The organism is Agrobacterium sp. fls2-241-TYG-188a (assembly GCF_030209845.1).
Genome location: NZ_JARVRD010000003.1, coordinates 232,826 through 252,182 on the forward strand (window position 1 = coordinate 232,826; position 19,357 = coordinate 252,182).

The 19,357-nt window shown below is 59.1% G+C and carries 17 protein-coding genes; 9 read left to right on the plus strand and 8 right to left on the minus strand.

The window, feature by feature from the left end:
• Positions 1–16: 16 nt before the first annotated feature.
• Positions 17–1,300: a cytochrome b gene (locus QRN85_RS15140; RefSeq protein ID WP_062585143.1), complete on the minus strand. Its 1,284-nt coding sequence runs from the start codon at positions 1,298–1,300 to the stop codon at positions 17–19.
• A 13-nt stretch (positions 1,301–1,313) separates the two neighbouring features.
• Positions 1,314–1,892 carry a ubiquinol-cytochrome c reductase iron-sulfur subunit gene (gene petA, locus QRN85_RS15145; RefSeq protein ID WP_062585142.1) on the minus strand — a complete coding sequence of 193 codons (579 nt, stop codon included), beginning with the start codon at positions 1,890–1,892 and terminating at the stop codon, positions 1,314–1,316.
• 307 nt (positions 1,893–2,199) lie between these two features.
• Here petA and QRN85_RS15150 point away from each other — a divergent pair, with 307 nt between their 5' ends.
• Positions 2,200–3,135, plus strand: coding sequence for an endonuclease/exonuclease/phosphatase family protein (locus QRN85_RS15150; protein ID WP_284759127.1), 936 nt, complete (start codon positions 2,200–2,202; stop codon positions 3,133–3,135).
• On the opposite strand, the gene QRN85_RS15155 is transcribed toward QRN85_RS15150, so the two are convergent.
• The gene (locus QRN85_RS15155) at positions 3,132–5,006 is read right to left on the minus strand and encodes an ABC transporter ATP-binding protein (protein WP_284759595.1); all 1,875 of its coding nucleotides are present in this window, start codon (positions 5,004–5,006) and stop codon (positions 3,132–3,134) included. The genes QRN85_RS15150 and QRN85_RS15155 overlap by 4 nt on opposite strands.
• Positions 5,007–5,246: 240 nt before the next feature.
• On the minus strand, positions 5,247–7,103 hold the full coding sequence (locus tag QRN85_RS15160; protein ID WP_284759128.1) for an ABC transporter ATP-binding protein: 1,857 nt from the start codon (positions 7,101–7,103) through the stop codon (positions 5,247–5,249).
• A 413-nt stretch (positions 7,104–7,516) separates the two neighbouring features.
• Between QRN85_RS15160 and QRN85_RS15165 the strand changes: the two genes are divergently transcribed.
• Together QRN85_RS15165 and QRN85_RS15170 are read left to right on the plus strand one after the other, a co-directional pair.
• Complete coding sequence (locus QRN85_RS15165; RefSeq protein ID WP_284759129.1) at positions 7,517–7,978, plus strand: tRNA (cytidine(34)-2'-O)-methyltransferase; 462 nt, start codon at positions 7,517–7,519, stop codon at positions 7,976–7,978.
• A 194-nt stretch (positions 7,979–8,172) separates the two neighbouring features.
• Positions 8,173–9,825 (plus strand): Na/Pi cotransporter family protein, encoded by a 1,653-nt coding sequence (locus QRN85_RS15170; protein ID WP_112962709.1) that lies wholly within the window; start codon positions 8,173–8,175, stop codon positions 9,823–9,825.
• A gap of 2 nt (positions 9,826–9,827) precedes the next feature.
• Here QRN85_RS15170 and QRN85_RS15175 read toward each other — a convergent pair whose 3' ends face one another.
• On the minus strand, positions 9,828–10,103 hold the full coding sequence (locus QRN85_RS15175; RefSeq protein ID WP_062585132.1) for a hypothetical protein: 276 nt from the start codon (positions 10,101–10,103) through the stop codon (positions 9,828–9,830).
• A 124-nt stretch (positions 10,104–10,227) separates the two neighbouring features.
• Between QRN85_RS15175 and hemF the strand changes: the two genes are divergently transcribed.
• The 3 genes from hemF to QRN85_RS15190 all read left to right on the plus strand — a co-directional run bounded on the left by hemF (position 10,228) and on the right by QRN85_RS15190 (position 11,898).
• Positions 10,228–11,139, plus strand: a complete 912-nt coding sequence (gene hemF / locus QRN85_RS15180; RefSeq protein ID WP_284759130.1) for an oxygen-dependent coproporphyrinogen oxidase — start codon at positions 10,228–10,230, stop codon at positions 11,137–11,139.
• 208 nt (positions 11,140–11,347) lie between these two features.
• Positions 11,348–11,614 carry a hypothetical protein gene (locus QRN85_RS15185; RefSeq protein ID WP_062585128.1) on the plus strand — a complete coding sequence of 89 codons (267 nt, stop codon included), beginning with the start codon at positions 11,348–11,350 and terminating at the stop codon, positions 11,612–11,614.
• A gap of 95 nt (positions 11,615–11,709) precedes the next feature.
• Entirely contained in the window at positions 11,710–11,898 is a 189-nt protein-coding gene (locus QRN85_RS15190) for a DUF1059 domain-containing protein (protein ID WP_062585127.1), read from the plus strand.
• Here the strand turns inward: QRN85_RS15190 and QRN85_RS15195 are convergent.
• Genes QRN85_RS15195 through QRN85_RS15205 form a run of 3 tightly spaced genes read right to left on the minus strand, consistent with a single transcriptional unit; the run spans position 11,889 to position 14,406 of the window.
• Complete coding sequence (locus tag QRN85_RS15195; RefSeq protein ID WP_284759133.1) at positions 11,889–13,151, minus strand: CCA tRNA nucleotidyltransferase; 1,263 nt, start codon at positions 13,149–13,151, stop codon at positions 11,889–11,891. The two genes, QRN85_RS15190 and QRN85_RS15195, sit on opposite strands and share 10 nt — an antisense overlap.
• The gene (locus QRN85_RS15200; RefSeq protein ID WP_284759135.1) at positions 13,148–13,786 is read right to left on the minus strand and encodes an NUDIX hydrolase; all 639 of its coding nucleotides are present in this window, start codon (positions 13,784–13,786) and stop codon (positions 13,148–13,150) included. The genes QRN85_RS15195 and QRN85_RS15200 overlap by 4 nt, the downstream gene beginning before the upstream one ends.
• On the minus strand, positions 13,783–14,406 hold the full coding sequence (locus QRN85_RS15205; protein WP_284759137.1) for a DUF1285 domain-containing protein: 624 nt from the start codon (positions 14,404–14,406) through the stop codon (positions 13,783–13,785). The genes QRN85_RS15200 and QRN85_RS15205 overlap by 4 nt, the downstream gene beginning before the upstream one ends.
• 180 nt (positions 14,407–14,586) lie before the next feature.
• Between QRN85_RS15205 and QRN85_RS15210 the strand changes: the two genes are divergently transcribed.
• Genes QRN85_RS15210 through QRN85_RS15220 form a run of 3 tightly spaced genes read left to right on the plus strand, consistent with a single transcriptional unit; the run spans position 14,587 to position 19,357 of the window.
• Positions 14,587–15,597, plus strand: coding sequence for an AAA family ATPase (locus tag QRN85_RS15210; RefSeq protein ID WP_062585120.1), 1,011 nt, complete (start codon positions 14,587–14,589; stop codon positions 15,595–15,597).
• 32 nt (positions 15,598–15,629) lie between these two features.
• Positions 15,630–16,550 (plus strand): DUF58 domain-containing protein, encoded by a 921-nt coding sequence (locus QRN85_RS15215; protein WP_112962789.1) that lies wholly within the window; start codon positions 15,630–15,632, stop codon positions 16,548–16,550.
• Complete coding sequence (locus tag QRN85_RS15220) at positions 16,547–19,357, plus strand: DUF4159 domain-containing protein (protein WP_284759141.1); 2,811 nt, start codon at positions 16,547–16,549, stop codon at positions 19,355–19,357. The genes QRN85_RS15215 and QRN85_RS15220 overlap by 4 nt, the downstream gene beginning before the upstream one ends.

Here is a 19,357-nt window from a genome sequence, read left to right on the forward strand (position 1 = left end):
CGTCCTTCTCTCACGCTCATATCTTGACGGCGGCCGCAGGCGCGGCGGCTGTCTTGCCGTTCTTTTCAAGAACAGCTTCGGTGATGGAATTCGGAATACGTCGCGGCGTCTCGAACAGGCCAAGCAGCGGCATGATGACGAGGAAGAAGCCGAAGTAGTAAACCGTTCCGATCTGCGAAAGCGTGACGTAGGTGCCTTCTGCCGGGCGGGAACCGAGCCAGCCGAGCATGATGGAGTTTACGACGAAGACCCAGAAGAACATCTTGTACCAGGGGCGATAGACAGCCGAGCGAACCTTCGATGTGTCGAGCCATGGCAGGAAGAACAGCACCACGATTGCACCGAACATGACCAGAACGCCGCCGAGCTTGGAATCGATCGGGCCAACGTTGAAGGTAATCGCGCGAAGCATGGCGTAGAAAGGCAGGAAGTACCACTCAGGCACGATATGTGCCGGTGTCTTCAGCGCGTCCGCCATGATGTAGTTGTCGGGGTGGCCAAGGAAGTTCGGCATGTAGAACACGAACCACGCATAGGCCAGAAGGAAGATGGAAAGGCCGAGCGCATCTTTCAGCGTTGCATAGGGCGTGAACGGAACGGTGTCCGTCTTGCTCTTGATTTCAACGCCTGTCGGGTTGGTCTGGCCGGTCACATGCAGTGCCCAGATGTGCAGGATAACGACACCGGCAATCATGAAGGGCAGAAGATAGTGCAGCGCGAAGAAGCGGTTGAGCGTAGGCTGATCAACCGCAAAGCCGCCGAGCAGGAACTGCTGGATCCACTCGCCGACGCCAGGAAACGCGGTGAAGAAGCCGGTAATAACGGTTGCACCCCAGAAGGACATCTGGCCCCAAGGCAGAACGTAACCCATGAAGCCGGTCGCCATCATCAGCAGGAAGATGACGCAGCCGAGAATCCAGAGGATTTCACGCGGTGCCTTGTAGGAGCCGTAATACAGTCCGCGCGCGATGTGCAGATAGACGGCAATGAAGAAGAAGGACGCGCCGTTGGCGTGCATGTAGCGCAACAGCCAGCCATGGTTCACGTCACGCATGATCTTTTCGACCGAATTGAACGCAACCGTCGTCTCGGCTGCATAATGCATGGCCAGCACGACGCCGGTCAGAATCTGCACGATCAGCATGACGGCAAGCATCGCACCAAAGGTGTATGCGTAGTTGAGGTTGCGCGGAACCGGATAGGCTATGAAGCTGTCATAGACCATGCGCGGCAGTGGCAAGCGGGAATCGACCCATCTTTCGATACCGGTCGAGGGCTGGTAACTGGAATGACCACTCATTTCATATGTCCCCTTATCCGATCTTGATCACGGTATCGGATGTAAATGCGAAGGTCGGAATATGCAGGTTCTCCGGCGCCGGACCTTTGCGAATGCGGCCCGCCGTATCGTAGTGCGAGCCATGGCAGGGACAGAACCACCCGCCGAAATCGCCGGCTTGACCCAGCGGAACACAGCCAAGATGCGTGCAGGAACCGACCATGACGATCCAGTTTTCTTTGCCCGCGCCTGCGGAACGATCGACATCCGTCGCCTGTGCGGTGGCATCGAGATTGGCGTTGCGCGCAACGGGATCCTTGAGCTCAGCCAGCTGGACGGCATTTGCTTCTTCGATCTCTTTTGGAGTTCTGTTGCGAATGAAGATCGGCTTGCCGCGCCACTTCACGGTCAGAGACATGCCCGGCTCCACGCTTGCGACGTTGACTTCGATGGAAGCCAGAGCCAGCGTCGATGCATCGGGACGCATCTGGTCAATGAAAGGCCAGGCAACTGCGGCAGCGCCAACTGCGCCAGCCATACCTGTTACAAGATAAAGAAAATCGCGACGGGTGGGTTCACCCGAAGCGTCATGGTCATTTACGTGCTCGCTCACCGCTACACCATCCTCTGCGCTGATTTTGTTGAAAGTCGCATGAGTCCTCCAGCTATGTTTTGATCCAGGACAAACTCGATCCCCCTTGTCCCGGATACCGCGCGACGAGAAATCGCGCCTATTCTGCTTGATCGCAAAATATGCCGGACCTTGGCAAGAGGAAAGCTCACAAAGCTGCCGTAATTCTGCCTTGTCAGGTCATTTTTCTCCGTCTTTTCCCGTCCTGCTGGCCATCATGCAACATTGTGCCGGAAAATCGCGCGTGTTAAGCAGAATCAGGGAGAGCCCTTCAACGAGGTTTTTAATTTTGAAAGCTAGGCTCACCTGTGTCGTTGCGTTTGCGCTCACACTTTCGTTGGCTGTCATAAGTCTTCGATATGTCTTCGATTTCTGGATTTTGGCCTTCGTCACCAGTTTCCAGCTGCATATCGCGATTATGGTCGCCCTCACCTCGCTATTGGGCCTGGCTGTGCTACGGTCCCGCATCTTCGTTTTGCTGTTGATCTGGGCGATCGTGCTGGGTGCCCACACCCTCTACATGCACCGGGAATTCGTCACCGAAGCCTATGCTCCGAAGGAAGCGACACCATTCCGGCTGCTTTCCTTCAATGTGCTGATGGAAAACGGCGCCAATGCCGAATCAATCGCGGATGCGATCCTCGCACAGAGGGCAGACGCTGTTTACGTCATGGAGGCTGCGGCGCTGAGAAGCGTGCTGCCACGCCTGCAGCAGACCTACCCGTATCGCCTGGGATGCGGCGAAAAAACGCAGTCCTGCGATCTCTTGATCCTGTCGAAGCTGCCGCTCATGGATGCGGGTATCGGCAGCCTCAGCTATGTCAGCCGCGACCGTTTCGCAATGGCCACCATCGAAACGGCGGGCATCAAGCTGACCCTCGTGGCCGCCCATCTGGCAAAACCTTATTTCGATGAATATCACCGCAATGAGCTGAGCCGCATCCAATCGGCCATCGCCTCGGTCAGCGGCCCTGTCATCCTCGGCGGTGATTTCAACTCGGCCAGCATTGCCCCCGATATGCGGGAATTCCTGCTCGCGACCGATCTGAAAAAGGCGCAATGGGAGCCGGCCACCTGGCCCATACCTGCGGGAAAATTCGGCATCGCGATCGATCACATATTTGCCCGCGCACCAGCGACGCTCATCAAGACCGAGCGGTTGCCAGACAATCTGGGGTCCAATCACTTCGGACTGGTTGCCGATTTTGCGATTGCGAAGCCTTAAACCGGCTGAACCGTTTCGTCCGATAAGAGGAAGCCGCCAGACTGGCGTGCCCACAATTCGGAATAGAGCCCGCCGCTGGCGACGAGCTGGCTGTGGGTGCCCTGCTCCACAATACGCCCGGCATCCATCACCACCAGCCGGTCCAGTGCCGCAATCGTCGATAGGCGGTGAGCGATTGCCAGAACCGTCTTGCCCCGCATCAACTCGTCCAGATTGCTCTGTATGGCTGCTTCCACTTCCGAATCCAGTGCCGATGTCGCCTCGTCCAGCACAAGAATTGGGGCGTCCTTCAGCATCACGCGGGCAATGGCAATGCGCTGGCGCTGTCCACCAGAAAGCTTCACGCCGCGCTCGCCCACATGGGCGTCCAGCCCCTTGCGCCCGCGCTGATCTTCCAGCTTCTCGATAAACTCATCCGCCCGCGCCCGGCGTATGGCTTCCAGCAATTGCTCCTCGGTCGCGTCCAGACGTCCGAACATGATGTTGTCGCGGATGGAGCGGTGCAGCAGCGATGTGTCCTGCGTAACCATTCCGATATGGGACCGCAGCGTTTCCTGCGTTACCGTCGCAATATCCTGTCCGTCGATGAGAATGCGGCCCTTTTCGACATCATAAAAACGCAGCAGAAGATTGACGAGCGTCGATTTCCCGGCTCCGGACCGACCGACAATGCCAACCTTTTCTCCCGCCGCAATATCAAGGCTGAGATCATCGATCACGCCTTTGCCACGGCCATAATGGAAACTGACGTGATCATAGCGAATGGCTGGACGTGCCACGGACAATGCTTTGGCGCTTTCGGCGTCCACCAATCCCAGCGGCTGAGAAATCAGTTCGGCGGCGTTCTGCACCGTCCCAAAATTGCGCATGATGCCGTTGAACTGCGTCATCAGACGACCGAGCAGGAAGTTGAGGCGCAGCACGAGCGCAAGCGTGAAGGCAACCGCCCCGGAACTGATCTTTCCAGACAGCCAGAGATCAATGCAGAGCGCGGCCATGGATGTGATCATGATGCCTGACAGCAGCGCCATGGATGCGCGGACCCCGGTGATGAAGCGGGTAAACATCATCGTCGTGTTCTGGAAGATGTCGAAACCCTGCCGCATGTAGCGGTCATTGGCATCGTCGCGACCGAAGAGCCTCAGGGTCTGGATATTGCTGTAGGCATCCACCATGCGGCCAGACAGCATGGATGCCGCTTCTGCAGTCTCGCGGGAGTGCTTGCGGATGCGCGGCACGAAATAGCGCGCCAGCATCGAGAATATGCCGACCCAGACCAGAACGACAACTGCCAGACGCCAGTCCAGCCCGCCGATCAGAAACAGCATCGATACCGAATAAATGCCGACGAACCAGACGCTTTCCATCAGCGAGGTCACAAGATCGCCCGCCGCCTGCCCGCCGGACCAGACCTTGGTGACGATGCGGCCCGAGAAATCATTCTGGAAAAATGTCAGCGACTGACGCGCGACATGCATATAGGACTGCCAGCGCACGAGATTGTAGAAACCGGGCGTGATGATCTGCTGATCAACCAGCGCCGTCAGCATGGTCACGACGAAGCGGACGACGGCAATCAGGAACAACATGCCGATCAACTCGTAACCGTGCCCGGCGATCAGCCCCGCCCAGCCATCGCCCGGCTTTACGCTCGACAGAATGTCAACCAGCCTGCCGACGAACCAGAACAGTGCGGCCTCGATGGCGGCCGTCATGCCGCCAAGAACGAGCATGGCGAAAAACGGCGCCTTGGCCTGCCTCAGATAAAACCAGATGAATGCGAAGGTATCTTGCGGCGGACGAAGATCGTCCTTGCGGGCGAAGGGCTTGATCCAGTTCTCGAAAACGCGAAAAATACGGGTGATAAGCATCATTCCGATATAGGCGGTTTCATCGGACGGGCAAAGCGGCGGCTGGATTATATTTTAGTAATGAGATTGGTGGAGGGAATGCTTTGTCCGCTACGGTTTCAGCCACTCCCTAACCCCGGCCTTGAGCCGGGGTCCGGCAGCGACGCGTCTGCGATGCAAAAGAGCATTTTTTCGATCAAGGACCTAGTCAAACTGGACCCCGGCTCAAGGCCGGGGTGAGGGAGTGGGGGAAGCAGAAACCTACTCCCCTGCCACCTTCATGTCCGGCTCTTCTTCGGAGATGAACCCGCCGGACTGACGCAGCCACAGATCGGCATAGATGCCTCCCTGCTCCACCAGTTCCGTATGCGTGCCAGCCTCGACGATCTTGCCCTTATCGAGGATGATGAGGCGATCCATCTCGGTCAGCGTCGACAGGCGGTGGGCAATCGCGATCACCGTCTTGCCTTCCATCAGCGCAAACAGGTTTTCCTGAATGGCCGCTTCGACTTCCGAGTCGAGCGCCGAGGTTGCCTCATCGAGAATGAGGATCGGCGCATCCTTGAGGAACACGCGGGCGATCGCGATACGCTGGCGCTGGCCACCGGAAAGCTTGACCCCACGTTCTCCGACCTGCGCGTCCAGCCCCTGATGCCCATGCATATCCACCAGCGTTTCGATAAAGTCCCAGGCATTGGCGCGCTTTGCTGCGGCAATGATCTCTTCGTCCGTCGCTCCCGGATGACCATAGGCGATGTTTTCGCGGATCGTGCGGTGGAGCAGCGACGTATCCTGCGTCACGACGCCGATCAGCGAGCGCAAACTATCCTGCGAGACATTGGAAATATCCTGCCCATCGATCAGGATGCGGCCCGACTCCAGATCGTAGAAGCGCAGCAGCAGGTTCATCAGCGTGGTCTTGCCAGCGCCGGAGCGGCCGACGAGACCGACCTTTTCGCCCGGCTTGATGTTGAGAGACAGGTTCTCAAGGACGCCCTTGTTCTTGCCATAGTGGAAGCGGACGTCTTCAAAGATGATTTCACCCTTGTGGGCAGACAGCGCCGGCGCATTGGCGGCATCCACGATATCGTGCGGCTTGGACATCATGTTCATGCCGTCATAGACGGTGCCGATGTTCTCAAACAGCGATGTCACTTCCCACATGATCCACTGCGACATGCCGTTGACGCGCATGGACAGGCCGATGGCAACGGCAACCGAGCCGACGGATACCGACCCCATCATCCAGAAATAGAGACCCAGCGACGTGGTGGAAAACATGACGAGCGCATTGTTGATATCGATGGCGATGTTGAATGCGGAGATGCGGCGCATCTGCCGATGGACCGTCTTGAGGAAAATGTTCATGCCTTCACGCGCATAGACCTCTTCACGGCCCGCATGGGAAAACAGTTTGATCGTGGCAATGTTGGTGTAGCTGTCCACGATGCGGCCCGTCATCAGCGACCTCGCATCCGCCTGCTCACTGGCAAGGCGGCCAAGCTTCGGCACGAAATAGGTCAGGATCGCAATATAGGCGGAGAGCCAAACCACCAGCGGAATGACCAGACGCCAGTCAGCCGCCGCAACCAGAAACAGCATCGAACCGACGAAGCTGATGGCGTAGACGAAGACGTCGATGATCTTCAGCGCCACTTCGCGGATGGCAAGCGCTGTCTGCATGACCTTGGTGGAAACGCGACCGGCAAACTCGTTTGCGAAGAACGTCATGGAGTGACGCAGCAGGAACCGGTGCATGTGCCAGCGGGCAATCATGCCAAAGTTTCCAGCCAGCGTCTGGTGCATCGTCATCGTATGGATCGACCCCATCAAGGGCAGCGCGACCAGTACGATTGCGGCCATGAGGATGAGACGCCAGCCCTCATCCTGCAGGAATGTCTCCCGGTTGGCAGAAGAAAGCCAGTCCACGATGTTGCCCAGGAACTGATAGAGCATCACTTCTGCAATCGCGATGCCCATGGACATCAGGCCGAGCAGCAACAGCCACGGCGCAGCAGGCTTGACGTAATGCCACATGAAGGGCAGCAGCCTGCCGGGTGGAACAACAGGCGCTGACGCGGGAAATGGATCGAGACGTTTTTCAAACCAGCCGAACATGGCCAAGCTCCGGACAAAAATAACCCGAATTAACGGCCGCAGGGCGAAATAAGCGCCAAGGCCAGAACGGGAAGAACATTGAACATGGCCGCAACAGCCACATGACGAAGGTAAAAACAGGAAAGTGCGGACGAACCGCTGGAAACACCTATGCCTGTAGCGGCACGACAAGGGCCGGGAGGCGATATCGAACGAGCATATTCATCTGAACCTCCTTGGCTGGTGTTGAAGATGCAACCTTGTAGCTCAAAAAATATGCATTGGCCAGCATGAAACTCCCGCCGCTAATATGTCCGCGTCACCCCTACCATCTAACTGTGTCGGCGCGACGAAACGGTCGGCGATAGACTTTCTTGTTCAGACGTAGCGGGCCGTGGTAAGTCCCGGCGATTGCGCGACACGGAAGAGATGCCATGCCAGAGATCAGGATCGCCCTTTATCAACCCGATATCCCCGGAAACACCGGTACGATCCTGCGGCTGGCCGCGTGCCTGGGCATTGGCGTCGATATCATCGAGCCTGCCGGTTTCGACATTTCGGACCGCAACCTGAAGCGTGCCGGAATGGATTACCTGACCACCGCATCACTGACCCGGCACGTCAATTGGGAGCGGTTCGAGGCGTGGCGCATCTCCACCGGCCGCCGGCTGCTTCTGGCCTCCACCAAGGCAGCACTGCCCTATGTCGATGTGGCTTTTCGAGCCGACGACATACTGCTGTTCGGCCGCGAAAGTGCTGGCGTGCCAGATCACGTCCATGAGAAAGCCGATGAGCGGCTGATCATTCCCATGATGGAAGGCCAGCGGTCGATCAATGTCGCGGTCTCCGCTGCAATGATTGCCGGAGAAGCGTTGCGGCAGACGGCATGGCGCTAGCGCCATCGCCATTATGCTCCAAAATGTCGTAATCAGCCCTGTACGACACGGCATTTCAGGCCTATATTATTTAGCCAACTAACATTCCCGCCCCCGAATACTTTCCACGCAGCGTGTCGTCCGAAAGCAGACCGGTTTCGGGCAAGCCAGGACGCACACAGTCATCTCACTGACGGAAGGAGGGCGACCGGACAATGCAATCCACCATCACCATCGTCAATCTGCTCGGCGCTGTCGCGCTTCTTCTTTTCGGACTTGCTCAGGTGAAGGATGGCGTGACACGCGCTTTCGGCGTCAAGCTCAGAGCCGTGCTGGCGACTGGCACGCAAAGCGGTCCACGGTCGCTCCTGTCAGGTTTCCTTGCAACCATCGCGCTGCAAAGCTCGACCGCAACAGCGCTCACGGTTGCCTCCTTTGCCGAACGTGATCTGATCCGCCCGCGCATGGCGCAGGTCGTTCTGCTGGGTGCCAATATCGGCACCGCCGTTACGGCATGGATTTTCGCAACCGGGGTTGCCTGGCTGTCGCCCATGCTCATCCTCACCGGCCTGATTGTGCGCAAAGGCACGTCCAGTGCCCGGCAGGGCAGCGGCACAGCCCTTGTGGGCGTTGGCCTGATGCTTTTGTCGCTTCATCTGTTGAGCAGTGCAACAGAGCCGATGCGCGATTCACCAGCGCTTGGCGCCTTCATCGGTATGCTGGATGATGCCTGGCCGGTCGCGCTCATCCTGTCTGCAGCACTTGCTTTCGTGTCATCCTCCAGCCTTGCCGTCGTGGTCCTCATCCTGTCGCTGGCCTCCGCCGGTGTCCTCTCCACAGGTCTGATCATCGTCCTCATCCTCGGCGCCAACCTTGGCGGAGCGATCCCGCCCGTCGTTGCCACGCTGTCGGCACCGGCATCGGCGCGCCGCATCACCATCGGCAATTTGGTGGTCCGCACCGTCGGCTGCGCCATTGCGCTGCCGCTTGCGGGATATGGCGCGCTGTTGCTGCAAAGCCTGCCGCTATCGCAGGCTATGTTGCCGGTCGATGCGCATCTCATCTTCAATCTGGCGCTTGCCACTCTTGCGTGGCCGCTGTCCGGTCTCATCTCCGACTTGATGGGCAAGCTGGTGCCCGATGACCCGCAGGCCGATGAAGGCCCGCGTTTTCTCGATGCCGATGCGCTCGACACCCCCGTCGTCGCTCTTGCCAACGCCACCCGCGAAGTCCTTGTCGTCGGCGACACCATCGAGCGGATGCTGATCCGGGCGGAAAATGCCTTCAAGCATAATGATCTTGGCCCTCTTGCAGAGATCATCGCGCTGGAAAAGAAGGTCGATGCGCGCCAGCAGGACGTGAAGATCTATCTGTCGCAGCTGGGCCGCAAGGGGCTGGACGAGCAAGATGGTCGCCGGTCGATCACGATTATCGACTACGCCATCAATCTGGAACATATCGGCGATATCATCGAAAAGGGCCTTGCCGAGCAAATCCGCAAGAAGATCCTCAACGGCTTCAAGTTCTCGGATCAGGGCTATGAAGAACTCAAGACGCTGTTCGACATGACGATCGAAAATCTGCGAGCGGCCCAGAGCATATTCGTAACCGGTGATTTCGATCTGGCCCGTCGTCTGATGGAAATCAAGATCGATATCAGACGGCTGGAAAAGCAGTCCTCCGGGCGACACCTGGAACGGCTGCGCGATGGCCTGATGCAGAGCCTGCAGACAAGCTCGCTGCATCTGGACATGCTGCGCGATCTCAAGCGCATCAATGCCCATATCGTATCCGTTGCCCACCCGATTCTCGATCAGGGCGGCGTTCTCGGCGAAAGCCGTCTGAGGGCCGCAGACAGCAGGGCTTAAGATCAGTCGGCGGAAGGCAGACGGCGCATGGTGAATTCTATGCGGTCGCCTTCAAGGGTCCGCCAGCTTTCCACTTCGGTCCAGTAAGCGGCCTTCGGATATTCATCGAACCATTCCTTGGCCTTGGCGCGTGCTTCGCCACGGCTCATGCAAAAGGTCTGGCGAACGAACATGCCGCTTTTTTCGTTCTTGCGGCCACCGGCGGCCTGATCCTGCCGGTGGGCATCGATCCTGCGCTTGAGGCCGGCCAGGGGTGGCGGTCCGGTAAATTTCGTCATGACATTCACCTCTCTGATCAAAAGATAGTGTGCCAGCGGACAGTTGGCGAGTCGAATTTGTGTCTGTCCCGTGCGACTGTTAAACCGGGCAGGACTTAGCGATTCGACCTGAAGGAATACGAATATGGAACGGCCAGTTTTGCCGAAAGGCTTGCCCGACGACATCGAGGACAAGAAGGCACTGGCGAGAACATGGTTCGAGAGCCTGCGCGATACCATCGTGACCTCCTTTGAAGCCATTGAGGACGCGCTGGAAGGCCCCCTGTCCGACCAGCCGCCCGGCCGCTTCGTGCAGAAGGACTGGCACCGCGACAATGGCGAAGGCGGCGGCGGCAAGATGTCGATGATGGAAGGCCGCGTCTTTGAAAAGGTCGGCGTCCACACATCCACCGTTCATGGCGAGTTCTCGCAGGAGTTCCGCAATCAGATACCCGGCGCGGAAGAAGATCCGCGTTTCTGGGCTTCCGGCATTTCGCTGATTGCTCATCCCATCAATCCCAACGTGCCTGCCGTTCACATGAACACCCGCATGGTTGTCACCTCCAGCCACTGGTTTGGCGGCGGAGCCGACCTTACCCCCGTGCTGGACCGTCGCCGCACGCAGGAAGATACGGATGCGCAGATTTTCCACCGCGTCTTCGAAATCACCTGCAACAGGCACGCGATGGCGGACTATCCGCGCTACAAGCAGTGGTGCGATGAGTATTTCCATCTCAAGCACCGCAACGAGCCACGCGGCATCGGCGGCATATTCTTCGACTGGCTGCATCCCGACGAGGAAAGAGGAGACTGGAACGCCAATTTTGCCTTCGTGCAGGATGTTGGCCGGGCCTTCAACCTCGTCTATCCCAAGATCGTCCTGGGCAACTTCAACAAGCCGTGGACGGAAGAAGACCGGGACGAACAGCTCGTTCGTCGCGGTCGCTACGTGGAATTCAACCTGCTCTATGACCGCGGAACCATCTTTGGTCTCAAGACGGGCGGCAACGTGGAATCCATTCTGTCATCCCTCCCGCCCGTCGTGCGCTGGCCATAATCGGGGAACTGAAACCTTCTCGGGCGCCACGCGCCTGAGTCGCGTAAACAATTTCAGGCACCTACAGGTTTTATTCAGCAGGGCTGAGAAATCACGAAAAGTTTGACTTTTGTTAGGTTTTTTCGCGCATATTTCCGAAGATTAGCTCTTATGAAAACGTCGATGTGGTGGTAGTCTCCCAGCGTTGATGACTGGAGGAGCTATCATCATGATTACTTCAAACAGCATGTCTCTGTCCTCGGTCCCCGGTGACGGCGAAAAGATTATTCCGACCCAAGAATTGATTGACCGCCTTGCCGCCGAAATGCGCGCCACAGGGGACCGCGAATTGCCTCACTCCTTTTATGTAGAACAGGTCAAACGCAAGCTCGCCAATGATGCGGCGGCAAATGATGACCGCCTGGAACCGCGCAGCATACCCGCTGCGGCCACATCCTCCGTATTCCATTGCTGGGCTATGCCTGAAAGGGTCTGACGGGAACCGAACAAGTCGGACACCCGTTTGCTGATGGAAGGGCGGATATGCCTTCACAAGGCTGCCGCCCTTTTCACCAACAATGGGAGGTATCAATGCGACTCTTTGAATGTGGAACTCTCGTCCCCGGTTGCGAATGGCATACACGGGCGAGTGAAGATGCCGAAGTCGTGCGACGCGCGGTCGAGCATCTTCGCCAGGCCCACGGCGAAACCATCATCCGGGAAAACATGGTCGAGAACATCAAACACCGCATTCGCGACGAGGCGAATGTTCAGGCCTGATCCTTGATTTCCGATTGAAGCCGGGCGGTCAATGCTGCCCGGTCGAGTGAGAAGTTCATTTCAACCCATTTTTCTTCCAATGCGGCCAATATCTCCCCGACCTTCGGACCCGGAGGAAGGCCAGCGGCCAGCACGTCTGCACCGGACAGCGGAAACTGGGGACGGGCAAATTTTTCCGCCCGCGCGAGCAAAGCCGACAGTCTAGCAATCTTCTGCATTGCCTCGGCGCCCGCAGAAACATCTGCACGTGCGGACGCAAGCGCAAGCCTTGCTCTCATCGCTATACCCTCAACGCCCTGCCGGTAGAGCAGACGGTCGAAGGCTGCGTCGGTGATAGATGCATCTATCGCCGGGGCCGATGCCCATGATTTCAACCGCTTGGCTTCAGCGTTGGACAAGCGCAGACGGACCGCCATGGCCGCGACCCTGTCAACGTCAACGGGGACAATCGACGCAAGACGCAGAAGCGGGTCTGGTTGCCAGCCCAACGCCTGCTCCGCTGCCACAAGCCCATGAATGGCATCAATGCCCCATTTTTCGGTTTCCGGCAGAACCTGTGCCAAAACGCCGGACTGGCGCATCCACAACAGCGCCCGCGAAGGATCTTCCGCCGCCAGCAACTTCCTGGTTTCGCTCCAGACCCGTTCGGCCGAGAGCGTCGGCACCTTGTCTTTTGCACGCGCACAGGCGCGCAGGCCGTCGGCGTCAGGCCGGCCAGCGCCGTAATGGGCAAAGAATCGGAAGAACCGCAGGATGCGAAGATGATCCTCGGAGATCCGTCGATCCGCATCTCCTATGAAGCGGACGATGCGCTTTTCGATATCAGGCAGACCGTCGATCAGGTCGATGACGTCGCCCGAGGCATCTGCATAGAGCGCGTTTATGGTGAGGTCGCGCCGCTCCGCATCTTCCTTCCAGTCCGTGCCGAAAGCCACCTGCGCATGTCGCCCGTCTGTCTCCACATCGCGGCGAAGCGTCGTTACCTCGAAACCCTCGCCATCCAGAACCAGCGTGACCGTGCCATGCTCGATACCCGTTGGAACCGCCTTGATCCCGGCGGCTCCGGCACGCTCCACGACATCCTGAGGCGGCAAGGTCGTTGCTATGTCTATGTCACCTACGGGCATGTCCATGAGGGCGTTGCGCACCGCGCCGCCGACAATGCGCGCTTCGCCGCCATCTGCATTCAGAAGCGCCAAAATCCGCTGAAGGCCCGGCTTGGAGAACCACTCTTGCCCCGCGATGCTGCTCATGAATAGAACCTCTCGTAAATGCTGCGCGTAATGCCCGCCGTAATGCCCCAAATATATCGCTCGCCATAGGGCATTTCGTAGAAAAACCGCTCCCTCCCCTGAAAGATGCGGCTGGCGCGTCTGTGATTTTCCGGGTTCATCAGAAATCCGAGCGGCACTTCGAACACATCGGCAACCTCTGTAGGATTGAGGGTAAGCTCAAAACCGGGTTTGACGACCGCAAGCACGGGCTTGATACGGAATCCGGTGCCGGAGACATAGTCGGGCAGACGACCGACTGCCTCGATATATGAACGGGATAGGCCGATTTCCTCTTCCGTCTCACGAAGTGCCGCCTCCTCAGGCGAGGCATCCTCCGCGTCGATGCCGCCGCCGGGAAAGGAAATCTGTCCAGAATGCTTACGTAGGGTGGCTGTGCGCAGGGTAAAGATAACCCGGGCATGGTGGCCGTAGTCGACAACCGGCACCAGCACGGCGGCATCCTTGAGCCTGATACCGTCGCCCGCAAGACGCACACCGGGGTTCAGAACATGATCGCCATTGTCATCCACGTCCCGCTCGGCAACACCCTGCCCTTCTTCCAGCACGCGTCGCCTGAAGTCCTCGGCAGAAAAATCCATTGCGCTCACTGTCATCGGGAAAGTGCGTCCAGTTCATCGGCAGGCATGACAGGATATACCGCGCCACAGGAGCGGACGGCAAACATATCCTTTCCATCGATTTCCACGACGTCACCCAGTTCGACCAGATCATACATCACCGCGCGCGAAACCAGCGCTTCCAGCCGACCCCGCACGAGAACATATGGTTTTAACTCATTGTTTTCGCCAGAGATTTCAAACCGCAGCGGATGATCCGCGCCGACCTCGACGACATCTCCGACGTTGGTCCGGAAGGTGAGAACCGGCATGGCGTCCCTTGTCGCCACATTCATTTCAACCGCTATGAAAGGCGCGTCGGCCACGCGGATGCCGACTTTTTCCACAGGTGTGACCAGATAGGTCTTGCCGTCCTCATCCTTGCGCAGCACCGTTGAGAACAGCCGCACAAGCGGCGCGCGACCGATGGGCGTGCCCATGTAGAACCACGTTCCATCTGCACGGATTTCCATGTCCAGATCACCGCAAAATGGCGGGTTCCATCGCTCGACGGGGGCAGCACCACGGGGCTTGTCACCGGTCTGCTCGGCTGCACGGGAAATCATCGCCGCAAGCCCTGCCGCATCCGTCGCTGAATTTATCGTCTCAACCGCCATATTCGAGCCCTGCTTTGTCCATTATTGAAGTCCCAGACACGGGTAACGAGATAGTCATTCAAAGGATGCTTGTCAGCCGGCAGGATGACAATAAGCTATAGGCAGCGCGAGATGTGTCCTGTATGCGATGATGACCGGTAACAAGATGATGGCTTCGTCTTAAAGTTTGAGGAGAGCGATATGGGCATGATGAACACCAGCGAAACCCTCGACGAAAAGGCAATCATCGCCGCTGCCGAAAAGGCGCTGTCCGACATTGCCGCCATAAGGGCGGAAGTGTCCAAGGTGATCTTCGGTCAGGAGAAGGTGGTCCAGAACACGCTTCTCGCCATTCTCTCCGGCGGCCATGCCTTGCTGGTTGGTGTTCCCGGTCTCGCCAAGACCAAGCTCGTCACCACCCTTGGCACGGTTCTCGGTCTCGATGCCAATCGCATCCAGTTCACGCCGGACCTCATGCCATCGGATATTCTCGGCTCCGAAGTGATGGATCAGGATGAAAGCGGCCGCCGCTCCTTCCGCTTCATCAAGGGACCGATCTTCGGACAGCTGCTGATGGCGGATGAAATCAACCGCGCCAGCCCACGCACGCAGTCTGCACTGCTGCAGGCCATGCAGGAATACCACATCACCGTGGCGGGCCAGCGTTTCGACCTTCCCAAGCCCTTCCATGTTCTGGCCACCCAGAACCCGCTGGAGCAGGAAGGCACCTATCCGCTGCCGGAAGCCCAGCTTGACCGCTTCCTGCTTCAGGTGGATGTCGACTATCCCGATCTTGCCGCTGAACGTCAGATCCTGCTGGATACGACCGGCACCGCATCGGGTGAAGCCCGCCGCATGATCGAGGCCGACCGCCTCATCGAAATCCAGACGCTCATCCGTCAGATGCCGGTCAGCGACAAGGTGGTGGACGCCATTCTTGCGCTCGTGCGCTCTGCCCGACCGGGCCATGGCAACAAACTGACCGACAAGAACGTTGCATGGGGGCCGGGACCGCGTGCAGGCCAGTCCCTGATGCTGACAGCTCGCGCCCGTGCGCTTTACGAAGGCCGTCTGGCACCATCGCTGGACGACATCCATGCACTGGCAGAACCGGTTCTCGAGCACCGCATGGCGTTGACATTTGCGGCGCGCGCGGAAGGCATGTCGGTTCGCGACGTTATTGCGGGCCTCGTGGAGCAGGCCAGAAACTGACCGGTTCAAGGGTCGGATCTTAAGGAGTGCATGTGGCATCCATCGGCCAGATCGTAGAGCAAACGCCCGGCAATGACGTGCTTGCCCGTGCGCGCCAGCGCGCCGCCCTGGTGCCTGATTGCATGGTTGAGGCCAAGCGCATTGCCAACACCGTTACTGCGGGCTGGCATGGCCGCCGCAAACGCGGTATCGGCGAAAATTTCTGGCAGTTCCGCCCCTATGCCGAGGGAGAAAGCCTGTCACGCATCGACTGGCGCCGGTCCGCCCGTGACGATCATACCTATGTTCGCGATCGGGAATGGGAAGCTGCCCACACCATCTGGCTATGGGCGGATCTCTCGCCCTCGATGATGTTCAAATCCACACTCGGTTCCGTTTCAAAGGAAAGCCGGGCGCTGGTGTTGCTGCTGGCGCTGGCGGAAATTCTTGCCCGCTCCGGAGAACGCATCGGTTGCCCTGGCATCATGGAACCCGTATCTGCCCGCAACGCTGCCGAGCGTCTGGCGACTGCGATCATGCACGCGCCGGCCACGACGGGCCTCCCCGATACGTCGATGATCCGCGGCTCCAGCGATATCGTGCTGATCGGGGATTTTCTCGATGATGCAACGAGCGTGATGGAGCGTCTTTCGCCGCTCGCGCGCCGTGGGCTCGGCGGTCACGTGGTCGAGATCGCGGATCCCGCAGAGGAAATCTTCCCCTATAGCGGCAGAACCGAATTCTCCGACCCGGAAACCGGGGAAAAGCTGACGGCAGGCCGCGCGGAAACCATTCGCGATGATTATACCCGCGCCTATCTGGCAAGGCGGGATGCGCTGTCATCCTCGCTTCGCCGCCTCGGCTGGAACTTTGTCTTCCACCGCACCGATCATCTTGCATCCGAAGCCCTGGTCGCCATGCACATGTATCTGTCGGGCGCACCGGGCGGCGGGAAGAATGGAGGCCGGACATGAGCGCCCTGCCCTTCGTCTTTACCAGCCCCTACATTCTTTTCGGCCTTCTGGCGCTGCCCGCCATCTGGTGGCTGCTTCGCCTGACGCCGCCGCGCCCAAGGGCGGAAGTGTTTCCACCGCTGCGGATTCTCGCAACCGTTCTCAAACGCGAGGAAACACCGTCGCAGAGCCCATGGTGGCTGACACTGCTGCGGATGCTGTTGGCCGCCGCCGTCATTTTCGCGCTGGCCGATCCGGTCATCAATCCACGCAACAATACGCTTGCGGGCAGCGGCCCTCTGGTGCTGATCGTCGATAATGGATGGGCGTCCGCCCCGGACTGGGATCGCCGGGTCCAGACTGCGCAGGCCCTTATTGGCGACGCTGAACGGGCAGAGCGACCCGTTTCCATCGCCTTTACCGCAGATCGTGACCATGATGCCGAAGCTGGCACGACGGCAGCGGCGCTGGAAAAGCTGGCCGCAGCCAAACCTCAACCCCTGGTGCCGGACCGCAGGCGCGCTGCCGAAGCGGTCATCGAGGCCATGAATGGGACGACACCGGGAACTCTCGCTTTCATTACCGATGGCGTCGCCACACCGGATGACCGGGCCGCGCTCAGCAACCTCGCCACCATGCAGGCCGCAGAATTCCGGTTGGTCGAGGGTGATGGCCGCGCAGTTACCGCCATTACCGGTGCTGAAAACGGTGCCGAGACCATGACGGTCAAGCTGTCCCGACTGGATACGACCGGTCCGGCCAATCTCACCATCAACGCGCAGGACACTCAGGGCCGCATTCTCGCCAGCGACACCGCAAGCTTTGCACCGGGTGCAGCAGAAACAACCGCCGTATTGGGCGCACCCTTCGAACTGCGCAACGATTTTGCCCGCCTGTCGATCGACCGCCTGTCCACCGCAGGCTCCGTCCACATGCTGGATGATGGTTTCCGCCGCCGTCGCGTTGCGCTTCTGGCTGGCGAAACTGCCAATGATTTTCAGCCGCTGTTGCAGCCTCTCTTCTATATCAGCCGCGCGCTCCAGCCCTATGTCGATCTGGTGCCGCAAAGACAGGCCGATCTCGCAACCGCAATCCCCGAATTGTTGCAGACCAATCCCTCCGTCATCGTCATGGCCGATATCGGTCGTCTTCCGCAGGAAACCTACGCACCGCTTGAACGCTGGCTATCGCGTGGCGGCACGCTGATCCGTTTTGCAGGTCCGCGGCTCGCCGCAGCCCCCGCCGACGATCCTCTGGTGCCAGTGACATTGCGACAGGGTGAGCGCGCGCTTGGCGGCGCCCTGTCATGGGCAGAACCGCAACCGCTGGCAGACTTCCCCAATTTCGGCCCCTTTGCCGGTATGCCGAAGGCGGAGGGTATCCACATCAAACGTCAGGTTCTGGCCGAACCGACGCCTGATCTTGCCGAGCGTACATGGGCAAGCCTTGCCGATGGTACGCCACTGGTGACAACCCGCAACATCGATGCAGGCCGCATCGTGCTGTTCCATGTCAGCGCCGAGGCCAGCTGGTCGGATCTGCCGATCTCGGGCCACTTCGTGGAAATGCTGCGCCGTATCGTCCAGCTCTCGCAGGTCGGAGGCTCGTCCGCCTCCGCCAATGCGCCCGCTGCCGCCTTGCCGCCCTACCGTCTGCTAACTGCAACGGGCTCCCTGTCACCTGAAATCGGCACCGCCCGCCCGCTGGACGTCAAACCCGGCCAATCACCAAGGGCAAGCTTCGACAATCCGCCCGGCCTTTACGGCACCGAATCCGGTTTCGTCGCGCTGAACCTTTTGCCGCCGGATGCCACGCTTCGTCCGATCGACACCTCCATGGCGGGAACGGCAACGACGCGCGAAGGTCTTGTTGGCGAGGCCGCCAAATCCATGCGCCCTGCCCTCTTCATCGCGGCACTCCTGATGCTGTTTGCCGATACGCTCATCGTCCTCTTCATGAACGGCGTCTTTTCGCGCCTTCCGCGCGCACGCTCTGCCGCTGCCGGAATGCTGCTTGTGCTGACCGCGGGCCTTGCGGCTTTTGGGCCCGATGTTGCCCGCGCCGACGACCCCAAGCCGGGCGATGAAGCGATTTTTGAACGGCTGGACACCACCCATCTGGCCTATGTACGCACCGGCGAGGATGATGTGGACCGCATTTCCGAACAGGGTCTGCGAGGGCTTTCCGAATTTCTGACATGGCGAACCACGCTTGAGCCGGGCCAGCCGGTGGGGCTCGACATTTCCAGCGACGAGCTCTCCTTCTATCCCATCATCTACTGGCCGATATCGGCGACCGCGCCGATGCCATCGACCGCTGCCATATCACGCATCGATGCCTATATGCGTGCTGGCGGAACGGTGCTGTTCGACACGCGCGACCAATTCTCGTCACTGGACACCGGCAACACCAGCGCCAACGGTCAGCGTCTGCAGGAAATCCTCGCCAATGTCGATATTCCGCCATTGGAGCCTGTGCCGAAGGACCATGTCATCACCCGTTCCTTCTATCTGCTGAACAATTTCCCCGGTCGCTACAATGGCAGCCCGCTCTGGGTCGAATCCCGGCAGGATGCTGCCAAGACGACATCGGGCATTTCCTCGTCAGGCGATGGCGTTTCTCCGATTCTCATTACCGGCAATGATCTTGCCGGTGCATGGGCCGTGGATGCTAATGGCGCCCCTGTTCTCCCCACGGTTCCACCGGACGAGGTACAGCGCGAACATGCCTTCCGCACCGGCGTCAACATCATGATGTATATGCTCACCGGCAACTACAAGGCCGATCAGGTCCACGTGCCCGATATCCTCCAGCGGTTGGGGCAATGA

What these genes read in the sequence shown, in the direction of transcription:
- QRN85_RS15195 (WP_284759133.1), bottom strand. Translation starts at nt 13,151, where the DNA reads ATGAGCAGCATCGCGGGGCAAGAGTGGTTCTCCAAGCCGGGCCTTCAG.
- QRN85_RS15175 (WP_062585132.1), bottom strand. Translation starts at nt 10,103, where the DNA reads ATGACGAAATTTACCGGACCGCCACCCCTGGCCGGCCTCAAGCGCAGG.
- QRN85_RS15190 (WP_062585127.1), top strand. Translation starts at nt 11,710, where the DNA reads ATGCGACTCTTTGAATGTGGAACTCTCGTCCCCGGTTGCGAATGGCAT.
- QRN85_RS15210 (WP_062585120.1), top strand. Translation starts at nt 14,587, where the DNA reads ATGGGCATGATGAACACCAGCGAAACCCTCGACGAAAAGGCAATCATC.
- QRN85_RS15140 (WP_062585143.1), bottom strand. Translation starts at nt 1,300, where the DNA reads ATGAGTGGTCATTCCAGTTACCAGCCCTCGACCGGTATCGAAAGATGG.
- QRN85_RS15165 (WP_284759129.1), top strand. Translation starts at nt 7,517, where the DNA reads ATGCCAGAGATCAGGATCGCCCTTTATCAACCCGATATCCCCGGAAAC.
- QRN85_RS15155 (WP_284759595.1), bottom strand. Translation starts at nt 5,006, where the DNA reads ATGCTTATCACCCGTATTTTTCGCGTTTTCGAGAACTGGATCAAGCCC.
- QRN85_RS15170 (WP_112962709.1), top strand. Translation starts at nt 8,173, where the DNA reads ATGCAATCCACCATCACCATCGTCAATCTGCTCGGCGCTGTCGCGCTT.
- QRN85_RS15200 (WP_284759135.1), bottom strand. Translation starts at nt 13,786, where the DNA reads ATGACAGTGAGCGCAATGGATTTTTCTGCCGAGGACTTCAGGCGACGC.
- QRN85_RS15220 (WP_284759141.1), top strand. Translation starts at nt 16,547, where the DNA reads ATGAGCGCCCTGCCCTTCGTCTTTACCAGCCCCTACATTCTTTTCGGC.
- QRN85_RS15160 (WP_284759128.1), bottom strand. Translation starts at nt 7,103, where the DNA reads ATGTTCGGCTGGTTTGAAAAACGTCTCGATCCATTTCCCGCGTCAGCG.
- hemF (WP_284759130.1), top strand. Translation starts at nt 10,228, where the DNA reads ATGGAACGGCCAGTTTTGCCGAAAGGCTTGCCCGACGACATCGAGGAC.
- QRN85_RS15205 (WP_284759137.1), bottom strand. Translation starts at nt 14,406, where the DNA reads ATGGCGGTTGAGACGATAAATTCAGCGACGGATGCGGCAGGGCTTGCG.
- QRN85_RS15185 (WP_062585128.1), top strand. Translation starts at nt 11,348, where the DNA reads ATGATTACTTCAAACAGCATGTCTCTGTCCTCGGTCCCCGGTGACGGC.